We start from the raw sequence: 18,911 nt of genomic DNA on the forward strand, positions 1-18,911 counted from the left end.
GGATCGCTTCAGACCTTCACCTCTTCCACCGGCACATGCATCCGGTCCCGGTTAGCCAGCGTCGGAAACAACTTGATCCACGTCCCCGTGACCACCAGCGTGCCGATCCCGCCCATCACCACCGCTGGCACGGTTCCGAACCAGTGGGCTGTGACGCCGGATTCGAATTCACCCAACTGGTTTGAAGCACCGATAAACAGCCCGTTCACCGCGCTGACCCGGCCGCGCATTTCGTCCGGGGTTTCCAACTGCACGAACGACGCGCGGATGACCATGCTGATCATGTCCGCCGCGCCAAGTACTACCAGCACTGCCAGGGAGAACCAGAATGAGGTCGACAGGCCGAACGCGATGGTGGCGACGCCGAAAATGCCGACTGCGGTGAACATCACCCGACCGACATTGCGCTCCACGGCAAATCGCGCAAGGAACAGCGACATCCCCAGTGCGCCGACCGCCGGTGCCGAACGCAGCAACCCGAGGCCCCACGGTCCGGTCAGCAGGATGTCCTTGGCGAATACCGGCAGCAGCGCCGTGGCCCCGCCGAGCAGTACCGCAAACAGATCCAGCGAAATCGCCCCGAGAATGTCCGGGCGACTGCGAATGAAGCGAATCCCCGCCAGCAACGAATCCAGCGTGGCTTTGCCTTTGTTCAACGGCGTCTGCCGCGCGGGCAGGTTGAGCATCAAGGTGCAGGCAATGACGTAGAGCAGCACGGTCGGGCCATAGACCCAGACGCTGCCAAATGCGTAAAGCAAACCACCCAGCGCCGGGGCGACGATCGTTGCCGACTGTTGCGCCGACTGCGCCGCCGCTACGGCCCGAGGGAATAGCGCGCTGGGCACAATACTTGGCAGCAACGCCTGTGTGGTCGGCATCTCGAACGAGCGCGCCGCGCCGAGCAGGAAGGCGAGGATGAAGATCATCTCGCGGGTCACGTGATCGGTGGCGCTACCGATGGCCAGTGCCAGCGCGATCAACGCCTGTAACGACTGGCAGATCGCCGCGACTTTGCGCCGGTCATAACGGTCGGCGACATGCCCGGTGTGCAGCATGAACAGCACGCGCGGAGCGAATTCGACCAGCCCGACCAGACCCAGATCGAGGACGTTGCCGGTCAATTGGTAGAGGTTCCAGCCAATCGCCACGGTGAGCATCTGGAAACCGCTGGCGGTAAAGATCCGCGCGAACCAGAAAGCGAGAAACGGGCGGTGATGACGTAACAGCAGGGGCTCTTGGCTGGGCATCTGAAGGCAGGTCTGGCTCGAGGGGAATGCCGAGGTTATCACCAGTTTGTAACAGGAAGTTGCTATGGCAAAAAATTTAGTTAGGAGGACATCGAATTTTTTGCGGTGCAGATTGATTCCGCTGTTCGGGAATTTGTGTCGTCCTCGGAATCTGTACTGTTTTCCCCGCTTACGACACGCCGGGGATTTGTTGCAGAGCATTGCCCCGCCGATGAGGCAACTTGTCACGCGGCAAACGACCACGCAGTTCATCGGTAAAAATGGGACTACTCTTTCAACGTTGCTTGATCCAGATCAAGACCCAAAAGGAATTGATCCGGTGGCCAGTTGGCCAGACTCCCTGCGTTGCGATGGTTGTTTAAAAAGAACGAATCGGAATTCGCCGCACTCCATATCCGTGGGGGCAGTGGGTGCAGGCCTCCGGGTCCGCAGCCGGTATTACCTGACAGAGGAAGCCATATGTTCGGTTTAGAGGCACTAGATCTCGCCCGAATTCAGTTCGCGTTCACCATCTCGTTCCACATCCTGTTCCCGGCCATCACCATTGGCCTGGCGAGTTACCTCGCGGTACTCGAAGGCCTGTGGCTGAAAACCCGTAACGACACCTACCGTGACCTCTACCATTTCTGGTCGAAGATCTTCGCCGTCAACTTCGGCATGGGTGTGGTCTCGGGGCTGGTCATGGCCTATCAGTTCGGCACCAACTGGAGCCGCTTCTCGGACTTCGCCGGCGCCGTCACCGGACCATTGCTGACCTATGAAGTGCTCACGGCATTCTTCCTCGAGGCCGGTTTCCTTGGGGTGATGTTGTTCGGCTGGAACAAGGTCGGGCGCGGGCTGCACTTCTTTTCCACCGTCATGGTGGCGATCGGCACGCTGATTTCGACCTTCTGGATTCTCGCGTCCAACAGCTGGATGCAGACCCCGCAGGGCTTCGAAATCATCAACGGTCAGGTGATTCCCACCGACTGGCTGGCGATCATCTTCAACCCATCGTTCCCCTATCGCCTGATGCACATGGCGACGGCTGCGTTCGTCGCTACGGCATTCTTCGTCGGCTCCTCGGCGGCCTGGCACTTGCTGCGTGGCAAGGACAATCCGGCGATCCGCACGATGCTGTCGATGGCGATGTGGATGGCGCTGATTGTCGCGCCGATCCAGGCGGTCATCGGCGACTTCCATGGTCTGAATACGCTCAAGCATCAGCCGGCAAAAATCGCCGCGATCGAAGGTCACTGGGAAAACCACGGTGACGAAGCGACGCCGCTGATTCTGTTCGGCTGGCCGGACATGAAGGAAGAGAAAACCAAGTTCGCCGTGGAGATTCCGTATCTCGGCAGCCTTATCCTCACGCACTCGCTGGACAAACAGGTGCCAGCGCTCAAGGAGTTTCCGCCGGAAGACCGGCCGAATTCGACCATCGTGTTCTGGTCGTTCCGGGTCATGGTCGGCCTCGGTTTCCTGATGATCTTCACCGGTCTGTGGAGCCTGTGGTTGCGCAAACGCGACACGCTCTACACCTCACGGCCATTCCTTTATCTGGCGTTGTGGATGGGGCCGTCCGGCCTGATCGCGATCCTCGCTGGCTGGTTCACCACTGAAATCGGCCGTCAGCCGTGGGTGGTCTACGGGCTGATGCGCACGGCGGATGCGTCCTCCAACCACAGCTTCATGCAGATGAGCATCACCCTGATCATGTTTGTGGTGGTGTACTTCGCCCTGTTCGGCGCAGGTCTCGGTTACATGATGCGTCTGGTGCGCAAAGGGCCGAAGATCAGCGAGGGTGCCGAAACGCCGCAAGGTGGTCCAGGCAAACCGCGCACACCGGCGCGTCCGTTGTCCGCCGCCGACGATTCGGCCGATGCCGATCACGACGACACCCCCAGCCTGACCAAGGAGATTTGAGCCATGGGTATTGATCTTCCGCTGATCTGGGCCGTGATCATCATCTTCGGCATCATGATGTACGTGGTCATGGACGGCTTCGATCTGGGCATCGGGATTCTTTTCCCGTTCATCCCTGGCAAAGTCGACCGTGACGTGATGATGAACACTGTGGCCCCGGTCTGGGACGGCAACGAAACCTGGCTGGTACTGGGCGGCGCGGCGTTGTTTGGCGCGTTCCCGCTGGCCTATTCGGTGGTGTTGTCGGCGCTGTACCTGCCGCTGATCTTTATGTTGATCGGTTTGATCTTCCGTGGTGTGGCGTTCGAGTTCCGCTTCAAGGCCAAGGACGACAAGCGTCATCTCTGGGACAAGGCCTTCATCGGCGGCTCGGTGGCGGCAACGTTCTTCCAGGGCGTGGCGCTGGGCGCGTTCATCGATGGCTTGCCGGTGGTCAATCGGCAGTTCGCCGGCGGTTCACTGGACTGGCTGACGCCGTTCACAATGTTCTGCGGCGCCGCGCTGGTGGTGGCCTATGCCTTGCTCGGCTGTACCTGGCTGATCATGAAAACCGAAGGCAAGCTGCAGGAACAGATGCATGACCTGGCACGGCCATTGGCTTTCGTACTGCTGGCCGTGATCGGTATTGTCAGTATCTGGACGCCGTTGGCTCATCCGGATATTGCCACCCGCTGGTTCAGCATGCCGAACCTGTTCTGGTTCATGCCGGTGCCGATTCTGGTGCTGGTGACGATGTACGGCCTGATCCGCGCGGTGGCGCGCAACGCCAACTACATGCCGTTCCTGCTGACCCTGGTGCTGATCTTCCTCGGCTATAGCGGCCTCGGTATCAGCCTGTGGCCGAACATCGTGCCGCCGTCGATCTCGATCTGGGACGCCGCCGCACCGCCGCAAAGTCAGGGCTTCATGCTGGTGGGCACGCTGTTCATCATCCCGTTCATCCTGGGTTACACCTTCTGGAGCTACTACGTGTTCCGCGGCAAGGTCACCCACGAAGACGGCTATCACTAAGCAAAACCCTGTGGGAGCGAGCCTGCTCGCGATGGCGTCGGCGATGGCGCCATCAATCTTGAAGAGGTTTGAAGAAAATGACTGGAAAACATTCCCTGCACGACATTGAACAAGCCGAAAAAAAACCGCTGTGGCAGCGGCTCGGCTGGTTGGCCCTGATCTGGGTCGGCAGTGTCGGCGCGCTGTTCATCGTCGCCAGCCTGATGCGCATGTTCATGAATGCCGCAGGCCTGACCACGCACTGAATCATCCCGTCCCGGCGCCTTCGGGTACGGCTTTGCAACCCTCCTTGCGGAGGGTTTTTTTTGCCTGGCGGTTTACTTGCGGGCTTTGAGGATCACGAATTTCGGTGTGGCGGCCACTTGCTCGACGCCACGGAACAGCCGCGCCAGTTTGCTGTGGTAACCCAGATGGCGGTTGCCGACGATGTACAGCGCGCCACCCACCACCAGTGCTTCGCGCGCCTGCTGGAACATGCGCCAGGCCAGAAAGTCACCGACCACTTGCTGCTGATGGAACGGCGGATTGCACAGCACCACGTCCAGTGATTGTGCTTCCTGCCCGGCCAGACCATCGCCGGCACGCACAATCACCTCGCGATCGCCCAGCGCTGCGCGCCAGTTCTCGGCAGCCGATTGCACCGCCATGAACGACTCGTCGACCAGCGTGTAATGCGCATCGGGGTTTTGCAGCGCACTCGCGATGGCCAGAACACCATTGCCACAGCCCAGATCGGCGACTCGGGCATTGCCCAGGTTTTTCGGCAGATGCGGGAGGAAGGCGCGTGTGCCGATGTCCAGGCCTTCGCGGCAGAACACGTTGGCGTGGTTAAGCAATTCGATCGACGGCTCGTCGAGGCGATACCGCGAAGGGTAGGGCGAGACGACCGGGACTTTTGCTTCTGGCGTAGCGATCAACAGCCGCGCCTTCTTCACCGCCAGTGAGGCTTGCACCGGGCCGATGTAGCGCTCAAGCAGATCACCGGCAGCGCGTGGCAGGTGTTTGACCATCGCCGCCGCCACCACTTCAGCGCCGGGCGCGAGCTGCCCTTGCAAGCGGATCAGTTGTTCTTCCAGCAGCGCGAGGGTTTTCGGTACGCGGATCAGTACCCGGTCGAACGGTCCGACCAATGGCTCGCTGGCGGGGATCCCGCAAACAGCGTCAAACGCCTGGCCATTGCGCAACAGGTTTTTCTCCAGCCCCTGAAACCCCAGAAACGAGTCGCCGCTGCTGCTGACCTTGACCTTGCCGAGCAGGCTGGCCGCCAGCGCACCAAAGCTGTCGTTGAGCACCAATACGCGCGTGTCGGCCGTCGGTTGCTGCGCAGCCAAATGGTTGAGCAGGTATTCGTCGGCGGCATCGAAGGCTTGCAGCGGTTCGTTCTGCTGTTCTGGCTGGCGGATCAGATCGAGTTGGGCGAAGGGCGTATCAAGCAAAGGCATCGGGCGGGGACTCAGGGTAATCAACAGGGTGTTCCGCAGCCCTGACAGTGTGCGGCGGAACCGACCGAGTGTAAGGCAACGCAGAATGTTCGCGTCATCACTCAGGAGGGCCACAAATGGTACGTTTTTTTCTTCGTTATTACCCGCACGTTTTGTAAAGGAGGCACGACCGATCGACTAGATGATGCCGGCTTTGGTGGCCTTGGTAACAGCGGACATCTTGTTGCAGGCCCCGAGCTTCACGATGAGGTTTTGCACGTGATAATTCACGGTGCGCTCGCTCAGGTTGAGAATCTTCGAGATTTCATAGGCCGTTTTGCCGGCAGCAGATAATTGCAGAACCTCAAGTTCTCGTGGCGACAGGTGTGGCTGGCGTGGTTTGAGAGACTCACGCGGCAGCGTCCGGGCAAATAGTTCACTCAAGTGGCTGGTGGCGTAGAACATATAACCAAAATGTTCATACAGCTCCAGAGGACTGATCGGGCAGTGCCTGCGCGCCAGGCTGATGATGCTGCACAAGCCGCTTGGCTCATGATGGAACGCCTGTGACCAGCCATGTTGCAGACCGTGATGCTGTAATCCTTCCCAGTAAGGGAGGGCATCTGCGAATACCGATTCGCACCAGACAATAGGCGTCATTGAATGATTGCAGTGTGCTATCAGTGGGTCAACTTTACTGTAGTTGTTTTTCTCGTATTGTGAATTCCATTCGTCAGGGTAGTTGTTGATTTGCAAGGGTTTAAGCGGTATGTCGCGATGAAGTGAAACAACCGAAATTGCGCAAAAGTTGAAGCCGAGATTTTCCGCGAATTGCAACAATATCGGATAAGCAGTCTCTACTCCTTTGGCAAAAGTCAGTCTTTTTAACTGTGACTCCTTCCACGTTTCCATCTTGAACACTCCATAGACGTTGCGGGGCACCGAATGGATCCAAAGGATCCGGCACGCAACGAAGTGTAGGATGTTTCTTACAATGGGCTTTAAATTTTTTCGAGATTGCAGATAGCGAAATATCCATAAAGCGTTCTTAGGGTGGACGATGTTTATATTTATATTGTCATCTGATAAATACTGCCGGATTGATTAAGTGTTCGAATGCCATTACCAATTATCGGTGTTTAGACCAGTTAATTTGCGCGACACTGACGGCAATCGTTCAATGGAGTACCCCATGACCGCCAGCGCAGAGCAATACACCACGCAGACGTTACTCGATGTCCAACCCCTGACCCCGAGCCTGTTTACCTTGCGCACCAGCCGGGATGCCGGTTTTCGTTTCCGCGCCGGGCAGTTCGCCAGGCTGGGTGTGAGCAAAGCTGACGGCAGCATTGTCTGGCGGGCTTATTCGATGGTGTCGTCGCCGTTTGACGACTATCTCGAATTCTTTTCCATTGTGGTGCCGGGCGGGGAGTTCACCAGTGAACTGAGTCGGCTGCAGGTCGGCGATACCTTGCTGGTGGATCGCCAGGCGTTCGGCTACCTGACCCTTGATCGCTTCGTCGACGGGCGAGATTTATGGCTGTTGTCCACGGGCACCGGGGTGGCGCCGTTTCTGTCGATTCTGCAGGACTTCGAAGTCTGGGAAAAATTCGAGCGCATCATTCTGGTGTACAGCGTGCGCGAGGCGCGGGAGCTGGCCTATCAGGATTTGATTGCCGGACTCAGGCAGCGCGACTATCTCCGCGAACATGCCCACAAATTGCAGTTCATCGCGACGGTGACACGTGAAACACATCCAGGTGCTCTTCACGGGCGTATCACCACCTTGATCGAAAATGGTGAGCTGGAGCACGCAGCGGGCGTGGAACTGTCGGCTGAGCACTCGCGTGTCATGCTGTGCGGCAATCCGCAGATGATTGATGACACGCGCGCGTTGCTGAAAAAACGCCACATGAGCCTCAGCCTCACCCGCCGGCCTGGCCAGGTGGCGGTGGAAAACTACTGGTAAACAAAAAACGGCGCCTCGAAGGCGCCGTTGTTTCTATCGTGCAAGGTTCAGGGCCGGGTGTTCTGGGCCTTGAGCAAGTCGCGGATCTCGCCCAGCAACTCTTCTTCCTTGGTCGGAACCGGTGGCAGGGTCGGGGCCACGGCTTCTTCGCGCTTGAGGCGGTTGATGGCTTTGACGCCCATGAAGATCGCGAAAGCGACGATCACGAAGTCCAGAATGGTCTGCAGGAACTTGCCGTAGGCCATTACCACCCCAGGTGCAGCGCCATCGGCGGCCTTGAGCGTGATGGCCAGATCACTGAAGTCCACCCCACCGATCAGCAGGCCGATTGGCGGCATGATGACGTCACCGACAAACGACGAAACAATCTTGCCGAACGCGGCCCCGATGATGATACCGACGGCCATGTCGACCACATTGCCTTTGACCGCGAAGGCCTTGAACTCACTTAGCACGCCCATAGTTATTTCCTTGTTACAGATGAGTTTGGTGTACGCAGTGTAAATCAGCAAAACGCGTCCTGCGCGAAACACCTTCTTACAATGCCCGTTTTTATCGACACATCAATCGACGATTAGTTTGCAAAGTGCCATCAATCGCGCGCGAAATATCCGGTAAATCGCTGATCGGAAAGCCAATTTTCTCAATCATGGCGTTACGTTCTTTCTATTTATGTTCGACGTCGCAGGCCTCTAGCCTTGGGTTGGCGCATCTGGATGCGCCCCAAAACAACCAGAGGATCCTGATATGAATTCCGCACTTGGACTGGGGGCTTTTCCCCGTCGCCGCACCCTCGGTGTACTCACCGCCAGTCTGTTGACCTTTTCCGTCAACGCCGCTCCGCTGACCCGCGATAACGGCGCCGCCGTCGGCGACAATCAGAACTCGCAGACCGCCGGCGCCAACGGCCCGGTGCTGCTACAGGATGTGCAACTGATCCAGAAGCTGCAACGCTTCGATCGTGAGCGCATTCCCGAGCGCGTGGTTCACGCACGCGGCACCGGTGCCCATGGCACCTTCACCGTGACCAACGACCTCAGCGACCTGAGCAAGGCCAAGGTGTTTGCCGCCGGCCAGAGCACCCCTGTATTTGTGCGCTTCTCTGCCGTGGTGCACGGTAATCACTCGCCGGAAACACTGCGCGACCCACGGGGTTTCGCCACCAAGTTCTACACGGCCGACGGCAACTGGGATCTGGTCGGCAACAATTTCCCGACCTTTTTCATTCGCGACGCAATCAAGTTTCCCGACATGGTGCACGCGTTTAAACCGGACCCACGGACTAACCTCGATGACGACTCGCGTCGATTCGACTTCTTCTCCCATGTACCGGAAGCTACTCGTACGCTGACCGAGTTGTATTCGAACTCGGGCACTCCCGCCAGTTATCGAGAAATGGACGGCAACGGCGTACATGCGTACAAGTTGATCAACGCCAAAGGCGAAGTTAACTATGTAAAGTTTCACTGGAAGAGCTTGCAGGGAATTAATAACCTGACGCCAAAACAAGTCGCCAACGTTCAGGGTCAAGACTACAGTCACATGACCAATGATCTGGTGAGTAATATCAATAAAGGCAATTTCCCGAAATGGGACTTGTACATTCAAGTGCTGAAACCACAAGACTTGTCCAAGTTTGATTTTGATCCATTAGACGCCACCAAGATCTGGCCAGGTATTCCTGAACGAAAAGTTGGACAAATGGTATTGAACCGTAATCCGGCGAATGTCTTCCAGGAAACCGAACAAGTGGCCATGGCGCCAGCGAATATTGTTCCGGGCATCGAGCCTTCCGAAGACCGTTTGTTGCAAGGTCGAGTGTTCTCTTATGCCGATACGCAGATGTACCGCCTGGGTGCCAATGCGCTGCAATTGCCGATCAATGCGCCGAAAGTTGCCGTGAACAATGGCAATCAGGACGGTGCGATGAACTTCGGTGCCAGCAATAGCGGCGTGAACTATCAGCCGAGCCGACTGCAACCGCGTGAGGAGACCCAGAGTGCACGTTACAGCCAGTCGGCGCTGTCGGGCAGCACTCAGCAGGCGAAAATCCAGCGTGAGCAGAACTTCAAGCAGGCCGGCGATCTGTATCGCTCGTTCAGCAAGCAAGAACGCCGGGATCTGATCGACAGCTTCGGCGGCTCGCTGGCGACCACCGATGACGAGAGCAAGCACATCATCCTGTCCTTCCTTTATAAGGCCGATCCGGAATACGGCACCGGCGTCACCAAAGTGGCCAAAGGTGACCTGAGCCGGGTCAAGGCGTTGGCGGCCAAACTGGCCGACTGATACCGACGTAGCGCACGCGGGGCCTGAGTCAGGCCCCGTTCCGTGCAAGGAGACTACTCATGCGAATCTGTCTTTTACTGTTGGCCGGTTGCCTGTCGTTCGCGGCGTGGGCGGCACCGGTCGAGCAGAGTCCCGAGGCGATCAAGGCCCAACTGCAGGACTATTACTTCGACGCGGCCCGGCGCGGTGATGTACCGATGCTCGACACCTTTATCGAGTCCGGCTATTCCCTCGATACCCGCGACAGCAAAGGCTACACCGCGCTGATTCTGGCGGCTTATCACGGTCAAGCGCCGGCGGTGGAGCGGTTACTCGCGGCCGGCGCCGATGCCTGTGCCCAGGATCAACGCGGCAACACAGCGCTGATGGGGGCGATTTTCAAAGGGGAATTACAGATCGCCCGGCGCTTGATGGCCACCAATTGCAGCCCCGATCAGCGCAACGGCGCCGGGCAGACGGCGGCCATGTACGCCGGGTTGTTCAAGCGTCTGGAGTTGCTTGATGCATTGAAGGCCAAGGGCGCTGACCTGAATGCCGAAGATCCGTTGGGCAATAGCGCCGCGCGTCTGGCCAGCGGAGAAATCCGTAGTGCAGCGCCGCGCTGATCGGCAGCACGTGCGTTATCATCGCGGTTTTTGTCGGGGGTTCTGATGGCCAAGGCCAAGCGCATGTACGGCTGCACCGAGTGCGGCGCAACCTTTCCCAAGTGGGCCGGGCAGTGTGGGGAATGTGGTGCCTGGAACACCCTGACCGAAACCATGATCGAAAGCGGTGGTGCCACGGCACCGACCGGACGCACCGGTTGGGCAGGACAGCAGGCGCAGATCAAGACCCTGGCCGAAGTCAGCATCGAAGAGATTCCGCGTTTCTCCACCGCGTCCGGTGAACTGGATCGGGTTTTGGGCGGCGGTCTGGTCGATGGTTCGGTGGTGTTGATCGGCGGTGATCCTGGCATCGGCAAATCGACGATCCTGTTGCAGACCCTGTGCAACCTCGCCAAGAGCATGCCGGCCCTTTATGTCACTGGCGAAGAATCCCAGCAGCAAGTGGCCATGCGCGCCCGCCGTCTCGGCTTGCCCCAGGATCAACTGCGGGTGATGACCGAAACCTGCATCGAAACCATCATCGCCACGGCCCGTCAGGAAAAGCCCAAGGTGATGGTGATCGACTCGATCCAGACGATCTTCACCGAACAACTGCAGTCGGCACCCGGCGGTGTTTCCCAGGTACGTGAAAGCGCGGCGTTGCTGGTGCGGTATGCCAAGCAGAGCGGCACGGCGATTTTCCTCGTCGGCCACGTCACCAAGGAGGGCGCGCTGGCCGGTCCTCGCGTCTTGGAGCACATGGTCGACACCGTGCTGTATTTCGAAGGTGAGTCCGATGGCCGCTTGCGCCTGCTGCGCGCAGTGAAAAACCGTTTTGGTGCGGTCAACGAATTGGGCGTGTTCGGCATGACTGACAAGGGTTTGAAAGAAGTCTCCAACCCTTCGGCGATTTTTCTCACTCGCGCGCAGGAAGAAGTCCCGGGCAGTGTGGTCATGGCGACGTGGGAAGGCACCCGGCCGATGCTGGTGGAAGTGCAGGCGCTGGTCGATGACAGTCATCTGGCCAATCCGCGTCGGGTGACGCTGGGCCTGGATCAGAACCGTTTGGCGATGTTGCTTGCCGTTTTGCACCGCCATGGCGGCATCCCGACCCATGATCAGGATGTGTTCCTCAACGTAGTCGGTGGCGTGAAGGTGCTGGAGACGGCGTCTGACCTGGCGCTGATGGCGGCTGTCATGTCGAGCTTGCGCAATCGACCGTTGCCGCATGATCTGTTGGTATTTGGTGAAGTGGGGCTGTCCGGTGAGGTGCGTCCGGTGCCGAGCGGGCAGGAGCGATTGAAGGAAGCCGCCAAGCATGGCTTCAAACGGGCGATCGTGCCGAAGGGCAATGCGCCGAAGGAATCCCCTCCGGGCTTGCAGATTATTGCCGTGACCCGCCTCGAACAGGCCCTCGACGCCCTTTTCGAATAAACCACCGACCCCTGTAGGAGTGAGCCTGCTCGCGATAGCGGTGAACCAGTCAACGCAAATGTTGAATGACAAATCGCTATCGCGAGCAGGCTCACTCCTACATTTGATCTGTGGCGGATTCTAGATTTCGATCAGGGCGCCCAGTTCGCGCTCAAGTTCTTGCGGATCAGCCAGGTTCAGCTCGATCACCCGTCTCAAGCGCTGAATCGATTCCAGACTGATATGTCGGCAGACAAAGCCCAACTGGTTATTTTCTTCGTGTGCCAGATGCACATCCATCTCGATATCGACGTCATCGCTCAGGTGAATGTCGACGAAAAAATCCTTCTCCGCATCCCCCAGCCACGGCTCAGGCCGTTCGATCAGCAGCCCCTTGAGCGACAGATCGATCAGCTTCACCGGCCAGATAAACTGCCCCTGACTCAGCTCGGTTCTGGCATCGAACGCAATACGTTTGAAGCGACGACGGTTGGCGGGGTGCTCGCTCATGGCGCAATCCTCATGAAGGTTCGCTGACTATAGACCGCGAATGCGGGCGCCAGCCAATCGCTAAAGCGTCTAGACCAACGTCGGGGTATGGCCTTTGGCGCCGTAAGCGCTAAACTCGGGGTGGCTGTCTTTCTTGTCCACCCTGGCTGGAATAATAAAATGAAAAATAATAATAGCCTGCTACGCCACTTACCCTGGCTAGTGCTGGCAATCGTAGGAGCGTGCGCCCTGGGCGTAGTGGCATTGCGCCGCGGCGAGGCGATCAACGCCTTGTGGATTGTGGTCGCCGCCGTGGCCATTTATCTGGTTGCGTACCGTTACTACAGTCTGTTCATCGCCAACAACGTGATGCAACTTGATCCACGTCGGGCCACCCCCGCCGTGCTCAACAACGACGGTCTGGACTATGTGCCGACCAACAAACACATTCTTTTCGGTCACCACTTTGCAGCGATCGCTGGCGCAGGACCTCTGGTCGGCCCGGTATTGGCCGCACAGATGGGCTACTTGCCCGGCACGCTGTGGCTGATAGCTGGGGTGGTGCTGGCGGGCGCGGTGCAGGACTTCATGGTTCTGTTCATGTCGACCCGGCGCAACGGCCGTTCCCTGGGCGACATGGTGCGTGAAGAAATGGGCCGCGTGCCCGGCACCATCGCACTGTTCGGCTGCTTCCTGATCATGATCATCATCCTCGCGGTGCTGGCGCTGATCGTGGTCAAAGCGCTGGCCGAGAGCCCGTGGGGCATCTTCACCGTGATGGCGACCATCCCGATCGCGATGTTCATGGGCATTTACATGCGCTACATCCGCCCGGGCCGTATCGGCGAAATCTCCGTGGTCGGCGTGTTGCTGCTGCTCGGTTCGATCTGGCTCGGTGGGCAGATTGCCGCTGATCCGGTGTGGGCCAAGGCGTTCACCTTCACTGGCGTGCAGATTACCTGGATGCTGGTTGGTTACGGTTTCGTCGCGGCGTCGCTGCCGGTGTGGCTGATTCTGGCACCGCGTGACTACCTGTCGACATTCCTCAAGATCGGTACCATCGTCGCCCTGGCGATCGGTATTCTGATCACCATGCCCGAGCTGAAAATGCCGGCGCTGACCCAGTTCGTCGACGGCACTGGCCCTGTGTGGAAGGGCGGTCTGTTCCCGTTCCTGTTCATCACCATCGCTTGCGGTGCGGTTTCCGGTTTCCACGCACTGATTTCTTCGGGCACCACGCCGAAGCTGCTGGATAACGAAACCAACGCCCGTTACATCGGTTACGGCGGCATGTTGATGGAGTCGTTCGTGGCGATCATGGCCATGGTCGCCGCTTCGGTGATCGAGCCTGGCGTGTACTTCGCCATGAACAGCCCGGCCGCCGTGGTTGGCAGTGATGTCGCATCGGTTGCGCAAGTGGTCTCCAGCTGGGGTTTCGCGATCACGCCGGAAGCGCTGCAAGCCGTGGCGCACGACATCGGTGAAACCACCATCCTGGCCCGTGCCGGTGGTGCGCCGACCCTGGCGGTCGGTATCGCGCAGATCCTGCACAGTGTCCTGCCGGGTGAAAACACCATGGCGTTCTGGTACCACTTCGCGATCCTGTTCGAAGCGCTGTTCATCCTCACCGCTGTCGACGCCGGTACCCGTGCCGGACGTTTCATGCTGCAGGATCTGCTCGGCTCTTTCGTGCCAGCGCTGAAGCGTACCGAATCGTGGACGGCCAACCTGATCGCCACCGCCGGTTGTGTGGCGATGTGGGGCTGGTTGCTGTACCAAGGCGTGATCGATCCACTGGGCGGCATCAACACCTTGTGGCCGCTGTTCGGTATTTCCAACCAGATGCTGGCCGGTATCGCGCTGATGCTTGGCACCGTGGTCCTGATCAAAATGAAGCGTCAGCGCTACATTTGGGTCACCCTGCTGCCAGCCACTTGGCTGCTGATTTGCACCACGACTGCAGGCTTCATCAAACTGTTCGATGCCAACCCGGCGATCGGCTTCCTGTCGCTGGCCAAGAAATACAGCGATGCGCTGGCCAATGGTCAGGTGCTGGCACCGGCAAAAAGCGTCGAGCAGATGCAGCACGTGATCTTCAACGCTTACACCAACGCAACGCTTACCGCGCTGTTCCTGTTCGTGGTCTTCAGCATCCTGTTCTATGCGCTCAAGGTCGGCATCGCCGCCTGGGGCAAAAAAGAGCGTACGGATAAAGAATCGCCATTCCAGGCTTTGCCGGATGCGTAACCAGAGGATTGCACCATGTTCAATGACCTGAGTCGCCTCGGTAAATACCTCGGTCAGGCCGCGCGCCTGATGGTCGGCATGCCCGACTACGACACCTACGTCGAGCATATGCAAACCAAGCACCCGGACAAACCGGTGATGAGCTACGAGATGTTCTTTCGCGAACGTCAGGAAGCCCGTTACGGTGGCAAGGGTGGGCCGAAGTGCTGTTGAGCTGACAGCCTGCGGTTGAGGTAATCCCCTGTGGGAGCGAGCCTGCTCGCGAATACGGAGTGTCAGTTGATGAATGATTTGACTGACACACCGCTTTCGTGAGCAGGCTCGCTCCCACAGTTGTTTTTGTGTTGTTCATTCATTTTGTGAAGGGGATCAGTTTTGTCTTCTCCCATACCTGTAACGGTACTCAGCGGTTTCCTCGGCGCCGGCAAGACCACTTTGCTGCGCCATATTCTGAAAGCCGAGCACGGCCTGAAAATCGCCGTGATCGAAAACGAATTCAGCGACGCCGGCATCGACACGCAGTTGCTGGGTGATGAGCCGGTGCAAGTCATGACTCTGGCCAACGGCTGCGTCTGCTGCACCATTCACACCGACCTGACCAAGGCGTTGTATTTGCTGCTGGAACGGCTGGACAGCGGCGAGATTGCGTTCGATCGTCTGGTCATCGAGTGCACCGGTCTGGCCGATCCGGCACCCGTAGCGCAGACCTTTTTCATTGATGAAGAACTGCGCGAGCGTTACCTGCTCGACGGCATCATTACCTTGGTCGATGCCGCGCACGCGGACGTGCACCTGACCCAAACCATCGCTCAGGCGCAGATCGGTTTTGCCGATCGCCTGCTGGTGAGCAAGACCGACTTGGTGGACGAGGCGACTTTCAACGCGTTGAGCGAACGCCTGACGCGGATCAACCGTCGCGCGCCAGTCCGTGTGGTTGATCACGGCAACATCGATCTGGGTGAATTGCTCGACGTGCGCGGCTTCAACCTTAACGCCGATCTCGGCGGTGGTTTGAGCTTGCGTCCGCTGAGCAAGGCGCCGTCGATTGATCGTATTTCCAGTCTGGTATTGCGCACCGATCAGCCGCTGGATATCGATCAGCTCAGCGAGTTCATGAATGAACTGCTGGAAGAGCACGGCAAACAATTGCTGCGGTACAAGGGCGTGCTGAACATTGCCGGTGAGGATCGGCGTTTGGTGTTTCAGGGCGTGCTGAAACTCTATGGTTTCGACTGGGACACCGAGTGGGCCGAGGGTGAGGCGCGGGAGAGTGTGATTGTGTTTATTGCTGATGATTTGCCGGAAGAGAAGATTCGGGCGGGGTTTGCCAGGGTGGCTTCTGCCTGATGGGTTTGTAGTGTCAATGATGACGCCATCGCGAGCAGGCTCACTCCTACAGGGGAACGCGTTTCAAATGTAGGAGTGAGCCTGCTCGCGATAGCAATCTAACCTGCAACACAATGCTCAAGGTCTGAACCCAGCAGGGTCTGCTCAAGATGATCCAGATGCTGATTCATCAGCATGCCAGCCTTGGAAGCATCGCCACGCTCGACCGCCTCAACCAGCGCCAAATGTTCCCGCCAAGCGCAACAGCTGTGCGTCAGGGACGAACTTCGCGCAATCGCCAATGACGTCAGCGGCACCAAACTGCCGAGAAAATGCGCCAACGGTGCATTCCCCGCCATCTGCGCCAAGTGCAGATGAAACTCCCCCGACAAGCGAATCGCCGTCCCGCGCCGATCCTGCTCGACAGCCTGACGCTCGCGCTCGATCAACCCGCGCAGCCGTTTCAAGCCTGCTGTTTGCGGGCGCTGGCAGGCCAGACGCACCAAGGTGTTTTCGGCCAGTCGCCGCGCATGCAGAGCCTGCCGCGTCTGCTCTCGATCAGGTGCTGCCACACGCGGCCGATGATTGGCGCGCAGCACAATGACCTGCTCAAGCGACAACTGCGTCAGTACCCGCCGCACATCGGCACGACTGGCGCAGAACATCTCCTTCAAACTGTCTTCGGTGAAACGGCTGGCCGGATCGATGCGCTGCTCGAGAATCGCGTCGAACAGTCGCGGGTACAGATCCTCCGCTGGCACTCTTACGCGGGAGAAGGGCAGGGGCGCAGTGGTCGGGTGGGTTTGCGACGGTGAAGCGAAACTGTTCATGGCCTGTCTCCAATAGAAATCAGCGACTCAAGTTGTCATCCGGAATGTTCAGCTCAATCCCCATGCGCTGACCTTCGCGCAAAATGTGCCGACGCATTTCGGCGCTGGCCTGGGCGCTGTTCTTGCTGCGGATCGCGCGGACCACCGCTTCGTTTTCTTCTAGCCGCTCGGCCAGATGTTCCGGGGAATTGCGCAGCACTTCGGCGCTTTGTTTGAGCGCGTTGCTGGTCTGTTGCACCACGCTCTGGAAAATCGGGTTGGACGTGAGGGTGAACAGCTCTTCATGAAAGGCGATGTAGGCGTTGACCCCGGCCTCACTGTCGCCAGCCTCGAGGGCTTCGCGCATGTCCATCAAAGTCAGGCGCAATTGACCGACTTCCTTGCTGCTGATCGACTGCGCAACCAGGCCGACGATGAATGGTTCAAGGGTGTAACGCAGTTGCAGCACGTCTTCGAGGCTGGCGCCGGCGACCGCGCTGTCGTGGTTCTGGCTATCGCCGATTTGCGCGTCGAGCACGACCACGCCTTTGCCCGGCATCGAACGCACCAGACCCAGGGTTTCCAGGACGATGACCGCTTCACGCAAGCTTGGGCGACTGATGCCCAGTTGTTCGGCCAGTTCGCGCTGACCCGGCAGCATGTCGCCGGAGCGCCACTGACCACGGGCCAAAGCGGCCCGCAGTTTTTCTACCACTGAGTTGACGACGGTTGATGTAGTGATCACGTATTCGCTCCATGAGCCGTGCCTGCGGACGGGCAGGCACGGCGGTCATTCAGAATTCTTTGGCCGCCGCCTGGGCGACCGGTTTTCTCGGCTGAAAGTTATAGCCCTGCTCACCGTTGAGCACCTTGTTCGCCCGCTGTACGTCGATGTCCTTTTCCCAGCGCGCGATGGCCACAGTGGCAACGCAGTTGCCGATCAGGTTGGTCAGCGCCCGGCCGATGCCCATGAACCAGTCCACCGCCAGCACCAGCACCAGACCGACCACCGGGATCGCCGGAATCGCCGTCAACGTTGCTGCCAGAATCACCAGTGCCGAACCGGGAATACCGTGGGCACCTTTGGAGGTAATCAGCGACACCAGCAGAATGGTCAGCAGGTCGGTCATCGCCAGCGGTGTGCCGGTGGCGTTGGCAATGAAGACGATGGCCAGGGTCAGGTAGATCGAAAAACCGTCAAGGTTGAACGAGTAGCCGGTCGGAATCACCAGGCCGACAGTCGAGCTGCCGATGCCCAGGTGCTCAAGTTTGCGCATGATCTGCGGCAGCACGGCGTCGGACGAGGCGGTGCCCATGACGATCAACAGCTCTTCACGCAGGTACTTGAGCAGTGGCCACATACGCAGGCCAGAGGCACGCATCACCAGACCGAGAATCACGCTGACGAACGCGATGCAGGTCAGGTAGAACAAACCGACCAGACTGCCCAGGTGCTGCAGCGAATCGAGGCCATATTTGCTGGTGGTGAAGGCGATGGCGCCGAACACGCCGATCGGCGCCAGACGCACGATCATGCCCATGATGCGGAAGATCACATGGCTCAGTTCATTGATCAGCCGCGAGATCCCGGACGCTGCTTCGCCGACCAGATTCAACGCGCTGCCGAACAATACCGAGAACAGCAGGACTTGCAGGATGTTGTTGTCGGCAAAGGCACCGATCACCGACGTCGGGATCAGGTCCATCAGGAACTGCGTGGTGGTGTGCATGTGCTGACCGCGCTGGGCGATGTCGCCCATGTCCGCGGCGGAAAGTTGCTCCAGATGGATATTCGCGCCGCTGCCGATGCCGGTGCTGAAGGCGAAGACCAGGCCGATGACCAAGGCGATGGTGGTCAGCACTTCAAAATAGATCACCGACTTGAGGCCGATGCGCCCGACCTTCTTCAGATCGCCCGCGCCGCTGATGCCGCTGACCACCACGCAGAACACGATGAGGCCGATGAGCATCTTGATCAGTTTGATGAAGCCGTCGCCGAGCGGTTTGAGCTGGGTCGAGTATTCAGGAAGGGTCAGCCCGCAGACGATGCCGAGCATCAGTCCGAGAACCACTTGGAGGAAGATTGAACGCGAGCACCATCTGAGCATGGGAGGAATCCTGGTCGGTGTCCTGGCTGCTGGCGCTTGCACGCTCAGATTCAGGACTTAATTATTGTGGTCTTACCGGTATGTCCAGTGCAG

At 58.8% G+C, this 18,911-nt stretch carries 18 protein-coding genes; 10 read left to right on the plus strand and 8 right to left on the minus strand.

Features of this window, described 5'->3' with window-relative positions; genetic code table 11:
- Positions 1-8: 8 nt before the first annotated feature.
- On the minus strand, positions 9-1,247 hold the full coding sequence (locus KBP52_RS22585; RefSeq protein ID WP_016986176.1) for an MFS transporter: 1,239 nt from the start codon (positions 1,245-1,247) through the stop codon (positions 9-11).
- 459 nt (positions 1,248-1,706) lie between these two features.
- Between KBP52_RS22585 and KBP52_RS22590 the strand changes: the two genes are divergently transcribed.
- The 3 genes from KBP52_RS22590 to KBP52_RS22600 all read left to right on the plus strand — a co-directional run bounded on the left by KBP52_RS22590 (position 1,707) and on the right by KBP52_RS22600 (position 4,408).
- The gene (locus KBP52_RS22590) at positions 1,707-3,152 is read left to right on the plus strand and encodes a cytochrome ubiquinol oxidase subunit I (RefSeq protein ID WP_077574624.1); all 1,446 of its coding nucleotides are present in this window, start codon (positions 1,707-1,709) and stop codon (positions 3,150-3,152) included.
- 3 nt (positions 3,153-3,155) lie between these two features.
- Entirely contained in the window at positions 3,156-4,163 is a 1,008-nt protein-coding gene (gene cydB, locus KBP52_RS22595; RefSeq protein WP_007909749.1) for a cytochrome d ubiquinol oxidase subunit II, read from the plus strand.
- A 77-nt stretch (positions 4,164-4,240) separates the two neighbouring features.
- Positions 4,241-4,408 carry a DUF2474 domain-containing protein gene (locus KBP52_RS22600; RefSeq protein ID WP_008084615.1) on the plus strand — a complete coding sequence of 56 codons (168 nt, stop codon included), beginning with the start codon at positions 4,241-4,243 and terminating at the stop codon, positions 4,406-4,408.
- 72 nt (positions 4,409-4,480) lie between these two features.
- On the opposite strand, the gene KBP52_RS22605 is transcribed toward KBP52_RS22600, so the two are convergent.
- Together KBP52_RS22605 and KBP52_RS22610 are read right to left on the minus strand one after the other, a co-directional pair.
- Positions 4,481-5,605, minus strand: a complete 1,125-nt coding sequence (locus KBP52_RS22605) for a class I SAM-dependent methyltransferase (protein ID WP_212621003.1) — start codon at positions 5,603-5,605, stop codon at positions 4,481-4,483.
- 177 nt (positions 5,606-5,782) lie between these two features.
- Positions 5,783-6,496, minus strand: coding sequence for an autoinducer binding domain-containing protein (locus KBP52_RS22610; protein ID WP_212621004.1), 714 nt, complete (start codon positions 6,494-6,496; stop codon positions 5,783-5,785).
- Between the two features lie 280 nt (positions 6,497-6,776).
- On the opposite strand from KBP52_RS22610, the gene KBP52_RS22615 reads away from it, so the two are divergent.
- Positions 6,777-7,553, plus strand: a complete 777-nt coding sequence (locus KBP52_RS22615; RefSeq protein WP_212621005.1) for a ferredoxin--NADP reductase — start codon at positions 6,777-6,779, stop codon at positions 7,551-7,553.
- 47 nt (positions 7,554-7,600) lie between these two features.
- On the opposite strand, the gene mscL is transcribed toward KBP52_RS22615, so the two are convergent.
- The gene (gene mscL, locus KBP52_RS22620; RefSeq protein WP_212621006.1) at positions 7,601-8,014 is read right to left on the minus strand and encodes a large-conductance mechanosensitive channel protein MscL; all 414 of its coding nucleotides are present in this window, start codon (positions 8,012-8,014) and stop codon (positions 7,601-7,603) included.
- A gap of 286 nt (positions 8,015-8,300) precedes the next feature.
- Between mscL and katB the strand changes: the two genes are divergently transcribed.
- Genes katB through radA form a run of 3 tightly spaced genes read left to right on the plus strand, consistent with a single transcriptional unit; the run spans position 8,301 to position 11,860 of the window.
- Positions 8,301-9,842, plus strand: coding sequence for a catalase KatB (gene katB / locus KBP52_RS22625; protein ID WP_077574620.1), 1,542 nt, complete (start codon positions 8,301-8,303; stop codon positions 9,840-9,842).
- Between the two features lie 59 nt (positions 9,843-9,901).
- Positions 9,902-10,447, plus strand: coding sequence for an ankyrin repeat domain-containing protein (locus tag KBP52_RS22630; protein ID WP_077574619.1), 546 nt, complete (start codon positions 9,902-9,904; stop codon positions 10,445-10,447).
- 45 nt (positions 10,448-10,492) lie between these two features.
- Positions 10,493-11,860 (plus strand): DNA repair protein RadA, encoded by a 1,368-nt coding sequence (gene radA / locus KBP52_RS22635; RefSeq protein WP_007909773.1) that lies wholly within the window; start codon positions 10,493-10,495, stop codon positions 11,858-11,860.
- 120 nt (positions 11,861-11,980) lie between these two features.
- Here radA and KBP52_RS22640 read toward each other — a convergent pair whose 3' ends face one another.
- Positions 11,981-12,349 carry a PilZ domain-containing protein gene (locus KBP52_RS22640; RefSeq protein ID WP_212621007.1) on the minus strand — a complete coding sequence of 123 codons (369 nt, stop codon included), beginning with the start codon at positions 12,347-12,349 and terminating at the stop codon, positions 11,981-11,983.
- Positions 12,350-12,508: 159 nt separating this feature from the next.
- On the opposite strand from KBP52_RS22640, the gene KBP52_RS22645 reads away from it, so the two are divergent.
- From KBP52_RS22645 to yjiA, 3 genes are all read left to right on the plus strand, one after another.
- A complete protein-coding gene (locus KBP52_RS22645) occupies positions 12,509-14,575 on the plus strand; it encodes a carbon starvation CstA family protein (protein ID WP_095121699.1) in 2,067 nt (688 codons plus the stop codon).
- Between the two features lie 15 nt (positions 14,576-14,590).
- Entirely contained in the window at positions 14,591-14,788 is a 198-nt protein-coding gene (locus KBP52_RS22650; protein ID WP_003228401.1) for a YbdD/YjiX family protein, read from the plus strand.
- 162 nt (positions 14,789-14,950) lie between these two features.
- Positions 14,951-15,922, plus strand: coding sequence for a GTPase (gene yjiA, locus KBP52_RS22655; RefSeq protein ID WP_212621008.1), 972 nt, complete (start codon positions 14,951-14,953; stop codon positions 15,920-15,922).
- Positions 15,923-16,020: 98 nt separating this feature from the next.
- Here the strand turns inward: yjiA and KBP52_RS22660 are convergent, their stop codons facing one another.
- The 3 genes from KBP52_RS22660 to KBP52_RS22670 are packed head-to-tail and all read right to left on the minus strand — an operon-like array spanning position 16,021 to position 18,818.
- Positions 16,021-16,731, minus strand: coding sequence for a GntR family transcriptional regulator (locus tag KBP52_RS22660; protein WP_137216695.1), 711 nt, complete (start codon positions 16,729-16,731; stop codon positions 16,021-16,023).
- 19 nt (positions 16,732-16,750) lie between these two features.
- The gene (locus KBP52_RS22665) at positions 16,751-17,455 is read right to left on the minus strand and encodes a FadR/GntR family transcriptional regulator (protein WP_212621009.1); all 705 of its coding nucleotides are present in this window, start codon (positions 17,453-17,455) and stop codon (positions 16,751-16,753) included.
- A gap of 49 nt (positions 17,456-17,504) precedes the next feature.
- Positions 17,505-18,818: a C4-dicarboxylate transporter DctA gene (locus tag KBP52_RS22670; RefSeq protein WP_212621010.1), complete on the minus strand. Its 1,314-nt coding sequence runs from the start codon at positions 18,816-18,818 to the stop codon at positions 17,505-17,507.
- Positions 18,819-18,911: the final 93 nt, after the last annotated feature.

The organism is Pseudomonas sp. SCA2728.1_7 (assembly GCF_018138145.1).
GTDB classification, from domain to species: Bacteria; Pseudomonadota; Gammaproteobacteria; order Pseudomonadales; family Pseudomonadaceae; genus Aquipseudomonas; species Aquipseudomonas koreensis_A.

Coding starts and splice junctions, on each gene's coding strand:
- KBP52_RS22585 (WP_016986176.1), bottom strand. CDS start 1,247: ATGCCCAGCCAAGAGCCCCTGCTGTTACGTCATCACCGCCCGTTTCTC.
- KBP52_RS22650 (WP_003228401.1), top strand. CDS start 14,591: ATGTTCAATGACCTGAGTCGCCTCGGTAAATACCTCGGTCAGGCCGCG.
- KBP52_RS22640 (WP_212621007.1), bottom strand. CDS start 12,349: ATGAGCGAGCACCCCGCCAACCGTCGTCGCTTCAAACGTATTGCGTTC.
- KBP52_RS22615 (WP_212621005.1), top strand. CDS start 6,777: ATGACCGCCAGCGCAGAGCAATACACCACGCAGACGTTACTCGATGTC.
- cydB (WP_007909749.1), top strand. CDS start 3,156: ATGGGTATTGATCTTCCGCTGATCTGGGCCGTGATCATCATCTTCGGC.
- KBP52_RS22670 (WP_212621010.1), bottom strand. CDS start 18,818: ATGCTCAGATGGTGCTCGCGTTCAATCTTCCTCCAAGTGGTTCTCGGA.
- KBP52_RS22660 (WP_137216695.1), bottom strand. CDS start 16,731: ATGAACAGTTTCGCTTCACCGTCGCAAACCCACCCGACCACTGCGCCC.
- KBP52_RS22600 (WP_008084615.1), top strand. CDS start 4,241: ATGACTGGAAAACATTCCCTGCACGACATTGAACAAGCCGAAAAAAAA.
- katB (WP_077574620.1), top strand. CDS start 8,301: ATGAATTCCGCACTTGGACTGGGGGCTTTTCCCCGTCGCCGCACCCTC.
- KBP52_RS22590 (WP_077574624.1), top strand. CDS start 1,707: ATGTTCGGTTTAGAGGCACTAGATCTCGCCCGAATTCAGTTCGCGTTC.
- radA (WP_007909773.1), top strand. CDS start 10,493: ATGGCCAAGGCCAAGCGCATGTACGGCTGCACCGAGTGCGGCGCAACC.
- KBP52_RS22630 (WP_077574619.1), top strand. CDS start 9,902: ATGCGAATCTGTCTTTTACTGTTGGCCGGTTGCCTGTCGTTCGCGGCG.
- KBP52_RS22645 (WP_095121699.1), top strand. CDS start 12,509: ATGAAAAATAATAATAGCCTGCTACGCCACTTACCCTGGCTAGTGCTG.
- KBP52_RS22605 (WP_212621003.1), bottom strand. CDS start 5,605: ATGCCTTTGCTTGATACGCCCTTCGCCCAACTCGATCTGATCCGCCAG.
- mscL (WP_212621006.1), bottom strand. CDS start 8,014: ATGGGCGTGCTAAGTGAGTTCAAGGCCTTCGCGGTCAAAGGCAATGTG.
- KBP52_RS22610 (WP_212621004.1), bottom strand. CDS start 6,496: ATGGAAACGTGGAAGGAGTCACAGTTAAAAAGACTGACTTTTGCCAAA.